This is a genomic window from Adlercreutzia sp. CNCM I-6207, assembly GCF_977072305.1.
Genome location: NZ_CDRVLZ010000009.1, coordinates 1 through 12745 on the forward strand (window position 1 = coordinate 1; position 12745 = coordinate 12745).

A 12745-nucleotide genomic window follows, 5' to 3' on the forward strand; every position below is an offset into this window, starting at 1 on the left:
AGCTGACGCACCTGGAGTCGCATCCCTTCCTGAGCCTGGCCAACCGCGTCAGCATCGGGGAGAGGTACGGCTATATGTCAATGGTGGTTTAACAGCGGGCATGCAGAATTCAATCCAAAAAAGCACATTTTCCAAACGAGGACACCACTACCGGCCAATCCAGAATTGCCTTCCGGGCGAACAACCTAACTTACAAACGCGAGCGGCGCAGTCCTGTCCTATTCCGCATTGACCACGCAAGGGACGAGCTCAGCGGACACCGCAATCGGACCAACCGTCACGACTGTCGCATCATTGCTGCCGCTTTCTCAGGGCCGCCTGCTCAACAGAGCTCATAAGCTCTTGCTTAGTATGGACGCCCGTCTTTGCATAGATGCGCTTAACATGGGCCCAGACGGTGTTTTCGGTAATCACGAGATCCTCTGCGATATAGCGCGCCGAGCGTCCGCGGGCCAAATAGCCCAAGATCTCCCTCTCGCGCCGCGTGAGTCCATTTTCGCCGGCAATTACCTCAACGCCGCTCTCTAGAATATCGTCGATCACTCTCAGCTCGTTTTGGATTTCTTCGGCGGAACCCTGGGTAAAAGCATTCGCTTCGTGCTTGCTCTCGCACTTCGAAGCGTCCTCTCGAACATCGACCCCACTCCGCGCGCTCTCATCCGCATCAGTCGTCGACCGGCGCTGAATCTTCCGAAGCCCGAACATGAAGACACCAGCCAACGGATAGATGGCCGCAAAGGCAAGGAGAGTGAGCAAGGAAAGGCCGTAATCAACACTCAGAGCTCGCAATACGCTGCCAATGCCTAGGCCCGCAAGGAGGGAAAGAGCCGAACCTCCCAAATAAGCACCCGCAAGAAGGTAGGCAGAAAGATCGAGGCGGCGCGAACAGTCGACGATGTAGAGTAAGAACACCATGCCGCAGACGTCGTAGCAGACGATCACGATAAGACCGACAAGTCCTCCCAGCGCATCTCCGAAAAAGGGCAGAAGCGACAAAACCACAAGCAGCAACGGCAGACAAACCCGATACACCGACGTCGGATGGGGACGTCTGAGGGCGACGATCGCCATGAGCAGCGTGACGAGCGTCGCGACGGCAAGCGGCACCCACATGTTCACATCGCCGACCAAATGCTCCGATTGCGAGCCGAGCACGGCGGTATGCAAAATACCGACGACCCCCACAAGGACAAATACGCAAAGGTACGCGAGAGCCAGATCGCGTCGCTTTGACGAATCAGCGGGCGCAAGAATGCTCCTCGCAGGAAAGACCATACCACGCTTCTTGTAGGCGAGCAGCAGGGCCGAGAGGCACACTGCCACGATCGGCGGCCCAAAGGCCCAAAAGCGATCGATATCGACTGCCAGGGGAATGAGGATGCACTGGACAATGAGGGCACCGATGATCTGGATGGTCGGCGCGACCACATCTCGTTCAGCGGAGAGCACATCAAGCCACACGGTATTGAGAACCGTGGAGGAGAAGCCGCAGAGCAGACCGCAGACAAGAGCGAGAGCGCCCTCGGGAAGACCAGGGAGCAAATTCGCACCACCAAAGAGAAACCCTAGGGACAGCGCGAGCACGGCAGGATATTGCTTGAGTGATCCAGGCGAAAGACGCCCTCTGCGCGCCCCGAGCACGATCAGAGACGCCGTGGCAAGCGAGGCGACGAGCATGGGGGTCATAAAGCTCAGCTCCGAGATAAAGCCGACATTGGAAAACACCGACCCCATCGCTGTCAAATAAGCCACGCCAAGCGCCGTCTTGCAGAGACCGAAGCCGAGCACTCCTGCCAATGTTTTCGCCAGCCCGTCGGCCATCGACACCTCCCCTTTCGCAATTTGGACTATTCTACTGCTCGCACATGCTCGCCCATAACCCGAATGCCTCATTTTTTACAAACTCGAATACTGCATACAGCTGATCAGGCCTTATTCGAAAAGATACCCAATTTTCGGTCATACGGGCGGGCGTATCGCTCGCAAGAAATGCACCGATTTTCGGGGTCGCGGCCGCCGCGATTGCGTTCCATACTTCCAAAGGTCCACGCCGCGCAAGCACTGAGTCGCGGCACCAACAATCCCAAAAGGAGGGAATGCGCTTATGAAGCTCAATCGCAGGGACTTTATCATGGGGTCCTTGGCTCTCGGTGGAGCAGCCGCCGTCGGAGGGCTGGCCGGATGCTCCGCCCCAAAGCAGACGCCATCTGATCAAGGAGCCATGCCGGACACCGGCGCCGAGAAAGGGATCCCCGAAATCTTCACTGACGGCAAATGGATCGGCACGGCCATGGGCCACGACGACGAGCTGATTGCCGAGGTAGTTGTGGCCAACGGAGACCTCGCCTCGATTCGCGTGCTGCGATGCGACGACACCATTGGCATCGGCACGACGGCGGCCCCCATGATGGCGGCGCGAATCCTCGAAGCGAAAAATCTCGACGTTGATGTCGTCTCGGGCGCGACGACCACTTCCATCGCCGTCAGGAACGCCGTCTCGGATGCAATCATGAACGCCGGCGGCGACCTGGCGACCTTCAGCCTGGGAGCCGCAGAGCCGAGCGGCGGGACCGACCAAGCCGTCGAGGTGGATGTTGCGCTTGCGGGGGTCGGCACCGCGGGACTCATCGCCGCCGTCCGTCTCCTGGAAGCCGGCAAGTCGGTCGTCCTCTTCGAGAAGCAGGACATCGCGGGCGGCTCGATGCCGATGACCTACTCGGGCGTGGCGGCTGCGGAATCGGAGCTGCAGGCGAACTACGCAGTCGGACGGCACGACGAGAACCCCATGTTCAGCAAGGCAGGCATGTTGGCGATCATGAGCAAGTACCTCGTGCCCGAGAACGACCGTTTCGATGGCGCGATGCCCTATCAGACCGCGATGTACGACAATTCCGGAAAGCTTGTGGACTGGCTGCATGGCATGGGCGTTGGCTTCTACAGCCTCGGCGTGAACCCAGCCTACGGCGTAACTCCCTATCTCGCCCCCGGCTGCTATATGGGCGGCTGCGGATACGCCAAGGACTTCCTCGTCGACCGAGTGGGCGCGCTTGGCGGCCAGATCATCTATGCTACCAAGGTCACTGAGCTCTCGCAGGATTCGGACGGGCGCGTGACCGGCCTTCTGGCTGAAGGGCGCGACGGATCCACCTGGACGGTGACCGCGAAGGCCGTCTGCCTCACTACCGGCGGATTCGCCGCGAATCCCGAGATGATCGCCGAGCACTATCCCGAATACGCCGAGTACAAGTTCAACTGCGCGCCGGGATCCACCGGCGAGGGCATTCTCATGGGCCAGAAGGCCGGCGGTGCCGTGGAATGCATGGGCCGCGAGCTCGGCGCGTTCCTCTCGACGACGAGCCAAGCAGGCTCCAACTTCGAGATCGCCTTCCTCTACCAGACGACACCGGGCATTATCGTGAACGCCTCGGGAGCGCAGTTCGGCAACATGATGTCCGACAATCACGGGATGCTCGGACGTGGCTTGCGCGATGCGGCCAACGGTGGCGCCTTCTTCTATATCACCGATGAGTCGGGGCGCATCACCACCAACAAGAATGAGCTCTACGCCATGGACACTTACAAGTGTCTCGAACGACGCGGGGACATGGTTCACTTCGCCTCAGTCGAAGAGGCGGCCGCGGCGCTCGACCTGCCCCAACTGGAGGCCACCATCGAGGCCCACAACGCCCATGCCCTCGCCGGCGAGGAAGACGAGTTCGGGCGCAAGAACCTCCCCTACCTCGACACCTACAACGGCATCTGGATCGTCAGCTGCATCCCCACCTTCTACCTGACGACCGGAGGACTGGCCATCGACACTGCGGGGCACGTGCTCACCGAAGACGGAAAGCCCGTAGCGGGTCTGTATGCCGCCGGTGACGTGTGCGGCTCCATCGAGGAGAAGGACGGCCGACCCTACGCCATGGGATTCGACGCCGCCATGAACTACGGGTACCTCATGGCGGAGACCGTTATCGCCGATCTCTAGCGGCTCACTTCGCCACCTCTTCTCTTCCTCTTGCGCCGGGAGCCTTCGGGTTCCCGGCGCCTCGCCTTTTCGGAACCCCCTTATTCCCCATCGCCCACGTAAGGGGCGAGCACGGCGGTGAAGACCTTCAGGTGGGCCTTGCTGCGGTTCAGGCAGGGGACGTAGATGAAGGCCTCGTCGTCGGAGCGCTGGCGGTGGGCGCTTCTTCACCGCTGTCGACAGCCTAAGAATGAACGCCAAATCGCAGATTCTCGACGTGAACGACCCGCCCATCACCAACATGTACGCTGTCAGTTACGATGCCGGCGGCTTGCGCCCGTAAAAAGAGGCGCTCCGCAGAGCGCCTCTCAGAGGGAGGGTACCTTGCCGAGCGCGATTACAGCCGCGTCTCCACCGCGTGCAGAACGGCCGTGCGACCCGAGTAGATATTGTGGGCGCCGCACGATCCGGAGATGTTCATCGTATAGACGTTCGCCCAGATCATCGCGCCTTCGACGCCAACGGCATAGAGGCCGGCGATGGGTTCTGCCTGCTCGTCGACCACATTGAAGTTGCGGTCGGTCTTCAAAGACCCCATGGTCTTTCCCAGACTGCTCTTGATCTCTACGGCATACACCGTGCCCTCCATCGCGAGCGGGCGCATGAACTCCGAGGCTTTGCCGAAATCGGAGTCGTCGCCGGCCTCGCAGCAACCGTTGTAGCTCTCAAGCGTCTCGCTGAGAATCTCGGCATCGGCTCCAATCGACGAGGCAAGGTCTTTCCAGTTCGACGCCTTGAAGATGATTCCCTTGGCCTGGCCGTCCTCCAGCTCCTTGAGTCCCTGAGCGTCGCCGGCCACATAGTCGTTCATCATGGCTTCGTCCATGAGGATGAATGCCTGCTTGCACATGCGGATGGGGTTGGCCGTAATCATATGGTTCGCCAGGGACAAGTCCTCGTTGACGAAGCGCTCTCCCCGCTCGTTCACCCACAGCACCCAGGGAATGTTGGCCAGGGAGTTCATGACCGAGCAGAAATAACCGCCCTCGAAGAACGCAGGCAGATCGGGGACCGTCGTGCCGCCGAGCATGCCCATATTCGAGGTATTGCTGGCGCCTCCAACGGCGATGGCCATATCGTGGCCCGAGCCGTCGCAGCCCATGGTCGTGGGGATGCAGTTCTCCTCGGTGTACCCAAACTCGGCGAGCAAATCGAGACGCTCGGCGTAGCCGCCCGTGGCCAGGATAACCGCGCGCGCATTGACCTGGACGACGGTTCCGTCGGTCTTCGTCGCAAACAGACCGACAACAGAGCCGTCCTCATCGCAGATGAGCTCGTCGGCATGGGTGTCGAAAAGGAACTCCACCCCTTCGCTGACGGCCGCCTCGTTCATGGGCACGATATAGCTCTCAGCGCCCGTGCCGGTCTCGAACCAGTGGAAAATCGGATGGAAGCCCACATAGTTGTCGACCTTGCCAAAGCGCACACCCTTAGATACGAGCCAGTCGATATCCTCGCCCGACGCCTTCACCAAATCTCGGAGCACCAAGCCGCTGTTGCGGTACTGGTTCTGCTCAAGCTCGGTGCGAATCATCTCGCCCATGGACACCGTGATGTTTTGATCTTTCTGAATCTGGGAATTCACGGCGAACAGACCCTCGACGCCGCCCGCTGCGCCGCCGGCAATGCTCTTCGCCTCGATACAGATAACCGATGCGCCCGATTCGGCTGCCTGGACACAAGCGGCAAGGCCGGAACAGCCAGCGCCTACGACGGCAATGTCAAATTCGAGCGTCTCGTCCGGCACCGTCGCTTCCGGCTGGTCGCTTCCCGTGGCGGAAAGTTCGGCTTGCTTCGCATCGTCCTTCGGCGCGCAGCCGCTCATCGCCATGGCGCCCGTGGCAAGGATGGCTCCCACGCCGCCAATAAAAGCCCTTCTCGTTACCTTCTCCATTTCCCACTCCTTTCGAGGTACGCCAACTTCTGTTGACGCGATGCATTCTAGGAAGGAGGAAAACGAAAAACAATGTCAATATAGACACCCATTTGCTCAATAGCTATGGCTGCTCACAAAGGTTTTCCAATTTTAAAAATGACGGTTTTTGTTAAAATGACTCAAGTAATGTAGCGTGATTGCGCTTGAGGTTGTAGTACATCCGCGAGTGCCATGCCCTCAGAATCATCACGGCCTCATCTGTACCAGGGTTGTGCGCGGGGATCGTAATGGCATCCAAAGCGGGCAGGGCCCGATCGAGCGTTCGCTGGCCTCTGGCCGTAAGGCCGACCAGCACCGAGCGACTGTCGAAGGGGTTGGGCATCTCCTTTGCCAGGTGCGCTTCGCAAAGCCGCCGCTTGCTCAGCGACACATGGCTGCGCGGCGACAGGAGCCTGTCTGATATATCCTGTATGCGCAAACTGGGAACCCCGGAAAGCGCATGGAGCACGCGGAACTCGTTGAACGCCAAGCCGCACTCTTTTCTCACGCAGGTCCGCCACCGCTCCAAGATGGCTCTCGTGAAGAGGGTGAACTCGACGCCCTGACCGTCTGCCGGCACCCGCCTCAACTCGAAATCAGCCTCATGCCCGCGCAGGATGTCGAGGTTGCCGCCTATGCCCGTGCTCAGATAGTGATTGTACTCGACATCGGGCAACGACTCCTGCGCCACCCCCTTCGAGAAGGCGAAGAGGTCGCGGCAGCATTCCTCGGCCAGCAAGCGGCCCTTCTCGGTAAGGGAGAGTCTCGCCCGCCTCCTGTCCTCATCGCTGCTTTCCGCCGCGAGAAGAGACCGGTCGATCAACGGGGGGGGCCATATGCCAAAGTGTGCTCGTTTTCAGCATGAGGAAGTCGGAGAGCTGATTGAAGCCAAGGGGCGTCTCGGCCTCCCACAGACATAAGAGCAGCTCGTATTCTGTCACCGACAGACCGAAACGAGCCCGGCAGAACAGACTACTGTACCTCGATAGCTCCGTATAAATTGCGGCAAGCTGAGCGGAGAAGCCTATGGTTTCGCCCGCGCTGTAATCATCCACGCTTTGCCCTCCTGCTATGACTTACAAAGCGCTCAAGCCTCATCTCCCACGTAGGGAGCGAGGATATGGGTGAGCACCTTGAGGTGCGCCCGCGAGCGGTTCAGGCAGGGGACGTAGATGAAGGCCTCGTCGTCGGAGCGCTGGCGGTGAGCGCCGCGGCGGAAATCGTCGGCAGCGCGCTGGCGGCGGCGCGCGTCGGCCAAGTCGGCATGGGCGTCATCGCAGCGGGCGGCGGCCTTGCCTGTGTTCTCCAAGGCCCCCGGTTCCTCGTCCGCGTTCACCTTCTGCCCCGCGATCACCGCACGGTAGAGGGGCTCCAACTCGTAGGGCACGTCGTAGAGCGTCTCCAGGCAATCGACCGAGAAGTTGGGGCACACCATGAACAGGCGGCTGCCCGGCTCGGCGGCCTGGGCCAGACGCTCCAGCGTGGGCCGCGTGAAGGGCGACAGCCACGTGCGGCCCTTGTCGAAGCGACTCTGATAGCTGATGGTCCAGCTTCGGCGATCGAGCCCGAGCTCGCCGGCCACAGCAAGACTCGTGGCCCCGGTCTGCAGCTCGTAGGTGTCCCCCGCCTCGATGTCCTTCAGCGGAATGGAATGGAACGAGAACAGGAGCCGATCCCCCGACTCTTCGGAAAAGCCCGCGTTGCGGATGGAGGCGGCCACGGCCCGGACGTAGGTGGCATCCTCGCCGTAGCCGTCGACAAGGCGCACATCGCCCTTGAACCGGGCCCGCCGCACGGCCTTGGCCACACCGTCGCCCACCGAGCCGGTGGTGGAAAACGCCGACTGAGGGTACATGGGCAAAACGACAAGCTCGGTGCAGCCCTCCTCCTTCAGCTCCTTCACCGCCCGCTTGAGGGAGGGCTTTCCGTAGCTCATGCCGGCGCGCACGACGACGGGCAGCCCCTGCTCGGCATAGTAGTCGTTCAGGCCGCGCTCCAGGGAAGCCGTAATGGCAACGAGAGGCGAACCTTCTTCGGTCCAGATCTTCTGGTACTTCTCCGCCGAGGCGCGCGAGCGCTTGCGCAGGATGGTCGTATGCAGCAGCGTCCACCACACCGGGCGCGGCATGGGGCAGATGCGCGGATCCATGAGGAACTGCGAGAGGTACTTCTTCACGGCCTTTCTCGTGGGAGCCTCGGGCGTTCCCGTGTTCGCAATGATGACGCCCACCTTGCGCGGGGCGGCGGCCTGCTTCCTACTCATCGGGTACCTCTCCTTCCACAGAAGGGACGGGCGACGTTGCCATGAGCTCGGCCACCTCGCGCCCCGCCTCGGTCTTGCCCAGCGAGCGCGCGGCCAGCGAATCGAGCGCTTCCTGCAGGTCGCGCGGCAGATTGTCGGCGAAGGCCATGGGCTCGCCGGTCGTCGGGTGCTCGAAGGCGATGCTGTAGGAGTGTAGGAACTGGCGGCGCAGCCCCAGCTGGGCCCGGGCGTCGCGGGGGCCGTGGGCGTTGTACACCGGATCGCCCACGATTGGATGGCGCGTGTACTGCATGTGCACGCGGATCTGGTGGGTGCGGCCCGTGAAAAGCTTGCACTCGATGAGGCTGTAGCCGTCGTCCTTGGGGCCGGCCTCGAAGCGCTCAAGCACGCGAAACGTCGTGATGGCCTCCCGCGCGCTCGGCACGTCGCGCACGGCCATGCGGCACCGCTCGTCGGCAGAGCGCGCGATGGGCGCGTCGATCATGCCGGTGTCGTGGGCCATGATGCCGTGAACGAGCGCAATGTAGTGGCGGTCGACCGCCCGATCTTGAATTTGCGCCATGAGCTCGCGGCCGGCCTCATCGGTCTTGGCCGCCAGCATGAGGCCCGAGGTGTCGCGATCGAGTCGGTGCACGATGCCGAGCCGGTCGGCCTCCTCGCCCTGCACGTTGCACAGGTTCTCCTCGCCGCAGTGCCAGATAAGCGCGTTGACCAGCGTGCCGTGGGCATGATCGACGGAGGGGTGGCAAACGAGCCCGATCTGCTTCGAGAGCACGAGCATGTCCTCGTCTTCGAAGCGGATATCCAGATCGATAGGCTCGCCGTAGACCACCACGGACTCCGGCTCGTCGTCCACCTCGTAGACGATGGTGTCCCCCGCCGCCACGGCATGCTTTTTGGAAACCGTGGCGCCGTTCACAAAGACGCGGCCTTCCTCGATGGCGCGCGCGGCGGCCGAGCGAGAAGCGTAGAGCCCCCGGGCGGCGCACAGGGCATCCAGGCGGCTTCCAGCGTCCTCGGTGGCGACGATATGGCAAAGCGAGCGTGACATGGCATCCATTCTATCGACGTCCTGCCAGAGGGTCATCCCCCGAACAGGTTACTTCTCCTCCGATGCGACCTCCTTCGCGGGCGCATCCTTCCTCATGGACCAGAGCGTCCCCGCGAAGAACAGCACGAACCCGCAGGTAACCCCGATGTCGGCAACGTTGAACGTAGGGAAGCTGATAAACACCGTGTCGATGAAATCGACCACGTAGCCCAACGTGAAGCGGTCGAGCGCGTTGCCCAAGCCGCCGGCCACAATCAGCGCGATCCCCACCGTCTCCATAACGCCGGCGCGCTTGCCGGCCGTGAACAAATACACCGTGAGCGCGACGCAGACGAGCACCGACATCACTCCGAGGGCGAAGGTCGATTCATCGAACATACCCCAGGCGGCACCGGTGTTGTGCACCAGGCGGAACTGCACCAGACCAAGAAAGGGACCGGCCACCACCTGGCCCACGGAGAAGCCGTTGAAGTAAGCTTTCGTGGCGATGTCGAGGACAAGCCACAGAGCGGCAAGAGGAACGAAGATGGCGGCGTTGCGCTTGCGCCGGCTGGGAAGCCTCTCCTCCACGGCAGAGGCCTCCCCTTGCTCTTTCTCGATGGCTAGCGTCTCGGGAGCGGCCACTTACTCGGCCCCGCCCTCGATGGCGTCCAGCGCGTCCCCGCAGCGCTCGCACACGTCCGGATGATCCGGGTTGCCACCGAGCTCGCGGATGTTCCAGCAGCGCGGGCACTTCTCGCCCTCGGCCACCGTGACCGCCGCCGTGATCTCGTCGCCGTCGCCTTCCACAAACTGCACCGAGGCCACTATGAACAGCTCCTCGAAGACCGACGGGTCGAAGGAGCCAGCGGTCGCCACGAGGGCCGCCGGCGCCGTCACGGTAAGCGATGCCTCCTGGCTCTTGCCGATGATCTTCTCGTTTCGGGCCTCTTCCAGCGCCTTGGTGACCACCTCGCGGACGGCCATCATCTCCTCCATGGTCGCCACTTGCGCGCCAGCGTCGGCGGGAAGGGCGGGCACGAAGTCGCGCGCGGTGGGCCAGCCAGCCAGCTGCACCGAGGCCTCGTGGCCCTCGATGTCCCTGAAGGCCGGCGGGTAGCACTCCCACACCTCGTCGGTGGTGAACGACAGGATGGGTGCCATGACGCGCACGAGCACCTCCAGGATGTTCATGAGCACGGTCTGCACGGCCCGGCGTCGCGGCGAAGCCGGCGCCTCAGCGTACAGGCGATCCTTGGTGACGTCCATGTACACGGCGGAGATGTCGTTCACATAATCGTACAGGGCCCGGTAGACGCTGTTGAAGCGGTAGGACTCGTAAGCGGCCTCCACGTCGGCGAGCAGCTGCGAGAGACGCACCATCGCCCACTGGTCGAGCGGCTCCAGCGCGTCCCAGTCCCCCACGAAGTCGTCCGGCGTGAAGTCGTTCAAGTTGCCGAGCAGGAAGCGGAAGGTGTTGCGGAAGCGACGGTAGGCGTCGGAGACCTGCTTCAGGATGTTCTCGGAGATGGACACGTCCTGGGAGTAATCGCAGGAGGACACCCAGAGGCGCAGCACATCGGCGCCGAACTTGTTGCACATCTCCTCCGGATCGATGCCGTTGCCGAGCGACTTCGACATCTTGCGACCTTCTTCGTCCACGGTGAACCCGCAGTGCATGACCGACCTGTACGGCGGCACTCCGTAGGCGCCGATGGAGGTGAGCAGCGACGACTGGAACCAGCCGCGGTGCTGGTCGGAGCCCTCCAGGTACATGTCGGCCGGGAAGGTGAGCCCATCAGCTTCGGCACGGTGGCGGCAGACGCTCGTGTGCGAGACGCCGGACTCCCACCACACGTCCAGGATGTCCTTCTCGGGGATGAGCTCGGTACCCCCGCACACCTCGCACTTGGTGCCGCGCGGCAGATAATCGCTTGGCGCCTCGGTGAACCAGGCGTCGGCGCCCTTGGTGTTGAACAGCTCGATCACCGCGTCGAAGGTCTCGGCCGTGGCCACCGTGTTGCCGCACTTGGCGCACTTGAACACGGGAATGGGCACGCCCCAGCTTCGCTGGCGGGAGATGCACCAGTCGGGGCGGTCGGCCACCATGGCGCCGATGCGGTTCTTGGCCCAGGCGGGAATCCACTCCACTTCCGAGTTGATGGCGCGCAGGGCGTCCTCGCGCAGGGCGTTCTTGTCCATGGAGACGAACCACTGGTCCGTGGCGCGGAAGATGACCGGCTCGTGGCAGCGCCAGCAGTGCGGGTAGGAGTGGTTGATCTTCTTCTCGGCCACGAGCGTCCCCTGCTCGCGCAGCCAGTCGATGATGACGGGATTGGCCTCGTCGGTGGAAAGGCCGGCAAACTGCCCCGCCTCGCCGGTGAACACGCCGTTGTCGTCCACGGGCATGAGCATGGGGATGTCGAACTCGAGCGCCACGAGGTAGTCGTCCTGGCCGTGGCCGGGGGCCGTGTGCACGGCGCCGGTGCCCGTATCCAAGGTGACATGATCGCCGTAGATGACCGTGCCCTTGATGTCGCGGCGCACGGGAGCCGTGTAGGTGAGGCCGAACAGCTGCTTGCCCGTCAGCGTCACCGGCTCGCCGTCGGCACCGCGGACGAAGTCGTAGTCTTCCCAGCCGGCCACCTCGGCCACCGTTTCCACGAGCTCCTTGGCCATGATGAGGTTGTCACCGCCGACGGTGACCATGACGTAGTCGGCGTCGGGCGCCAGCGACACCGCCGTGTTCGCAGGAAGCGTCCAGGGGGTCGTCGTCCAGATGAGCAGATAGGCGGCGCCTTCGGCTCCGGAGGCCTCGAACACGCCGGGCATCGCATCCAGCTTGAACTTCACGTAAATGGAGGGCGACACCTCGTCGCCGTACTCGATCTCCGCCTCGGCGAGCGCCGTGTGGCAGTGGGTGCACCAATGGATGGGCTTGCGGCCGCGGTAGACCGAGCCCTTCAGGTACAGATCCTTGAAGATCTCCACGTTGCCGGCCTCGTAGTTCGGAATGAACGTGAGGTAGGGATGCTCCCAGTCGGCGTTCACGCCAAGCCGCTTGAAGCCGTTCCTCTGGATATCGACGTACTTCTCCGCCCACTCGCGGCAGCGCTGGCGCAGCTCTACCTGGGAGATCTCGGCCATCTTCTCGGGCCCGAGCGTCACTTCCACCATATGCTCGATGGGCTGTCCGTGGCAGTCCCAACCGGGGATGTAGGGGGTGAAGTACCCGCGCTGGGCGTGGCTTTTAACGACGAAGTCCTTGAGGATCTTGTTGAAGGCGTGACCGATGTGAATGGGGCCGTTGGCATAAGGAGGGCCGTCGTGCAGCACGAAGGGCTTGCCGTCGGCGTTCTTCTCCAGCACACGGCGGTAGATGTCCATTTCCTGCCACTGGGCGAGCCGCTCGGGCTCGCGGGCCGGCAGGTTCCCCCGCATGGGGAAATCGGTCTCGGGCAGGTTCATGGTGTCCTTGTAGCTGTTCGACACAGTTCGTCCCTCTTCCAC

General features: G+C 62.6%; 9 protein-coding genes. 1 reads left to right on the forward strand and 8 read right to left on the reverse strand.

What is annotated here, in order from left to right; all coding sequences use genetic code 11:
* Nucleotides 1–291: 291 nt before the first annotated feature.
* On the reverse strand, nt 292–1821 hold the full coding sequence (locus ACW4QM_RS05915; RefSeq protein WP_455798273.1) for a response regulator transcription factor: 1530 nt from the start codon (nt 1819–1821) through the stop codon (nt 292–294).
* Nucleotides 1822–2221: 400 nt separating this feature from the next.
* Between ACW4QM_RS05915 and ACW4QM_RS05920 the strand changes: the two genes are divergently transcribed.
* Nucleotides 2222–3988 (forward strand): FAD-binding protein, encoded by a 1767-nt coding sequence (locus ACW4QM_RS05920; RefSeq protein ID WP_417176734.1) that lies wholly within the window; start codon nt 2222–2224, stop codon nt 3986–3988.
* Nucleotides 3989–4364: 376 nt separating this feature from the next.
* Here the strand turns inward: ACW4QM_RS05920 and ACW4QM_RS05925 are convergent, their stop codons facing one another.
* From ACW4QM_RS05925 to ileS, 7 genes are all read right to left on the reverse strand, one after another.
* Complete coding sequence (locus ACW4QM_RS05925; RefSeq protein ID WP_114539092.1) at nt 4365–5921, reverse strand: FAD-dependent oxidoreductase; 1557 nt, start codon at nt 5919–5921, stop codon at nt 4365–4367.
* Nucleotides 5922–6072: 151 nt separating this feature from the next.
* Nucleotides 6073–6681, reverse strand: a complete 609-nt coding sequence (locus tag ACW4QM_RS05930; protein WP_417176735.1) for a MarR family winged helix-turn-helix transcriptional regulator — start codon at nt 6679–6681, stop codon at nt 6073–6075.
* A gap of 43 nt (nt 6682–6724) precedes the next feature.
* Complete coding sequence (locus ACW4QM_RS05935) at nt 6725–6997, reverse strand: hypothetical protein (RefSeq protein ID WP_417176736.1); 273 nt, start codon at nt 6995–6997, stop codon at nt 6725–6727.
* Nucleotides 6998–7029: 32 nt separating this feature from the next.
* Nucleotides 7030–8205 carry a ferrochelatase gene (gene hemH / locus ACW4QM_RS05940; protein ID WP_114539094.1) on the reverse strand — a complete coding sequence of 392 codons (1176 nt, stop codon included), beginning with the start codon at nt 8203–8205 and terminating at the stop codon, nt 7030–7032.
* A complete protein-coding gene (locus ACW4QM_RS05945; RefSeq protein ID WP_114539175.1) occupies nt 8198–9256 on the reverse strand; it encodes an RluA family pseudouridine synthase in 1059 nt (352 codons plus the stop codon). Before ACW4QM_RS05945 ends, hemH begins: the two co-directional genes overlap by 8 nt.
* Nucleotides 9257–9304: 48 nt before the next feature.
* Entirely contained in the window at nt 9305–9880 is a 576-nt protein-coding gene (gene lspA / locus ACW4QM_RS05950) for a signal peptidase II (protein ID WP_278572068.1), read from the reverse strand.
* On the reverse strand, nt 9881–12727 hold the full coding sequence (ileS, locus tag ACW4QM_RS05955; protein WP_237974264.1) for an isoleucine--tRNA ligase: 2847 nt from the start codon (nt 12725–12727) through the stop codon (nt 9881–9883).
* Between the last annotated feature and the right edge of the window lie 18 nt (nt 12728–12745).

What these genes read in the sequence shown, in the direction of transcription:
- ACW4QM_RS05915 (WP_455798273.1), bottom strand. Translation starts at nt 1,821, where the DNA reads ATGGCCGACGGGCTGGCGAAAACATTGGCAGGAGTGCTCGGCTTCGGT.
- ACW4QM_RS05920 (WP_417176734.1), top strand. Translation starts at nt 2,222, where the DNA reads ATGCCGGACACCGGCGCCGAGAAAGGGATCCCCGAAATCTTCACTGAC.
- ACW4QM_RS05925 (WP_114539092.1), bottom strand. Translation starts at nt 5,921, where the DNA reads ATGGAGAAGGTAACGAGAAGGGCTTTTATTGGCGGCGTGGGAGCCATC.
- hemH (WP_114539094.1), bottom strand. Translation starts at nt 8,205, where the DNA reads ATGAGTAGGAAGCAGGCCGCCGCCCCGCGCAAGGTGGGCGTCATCATT.
- ACW4QM_RS05945 (WP_114539175.1), bottom strand. Translation starts at nt 9,256, where the DNA reads ATGTCACGCTCGCTTTGCCATATCGTCGCCACCGAGGACGCTGGAAGC.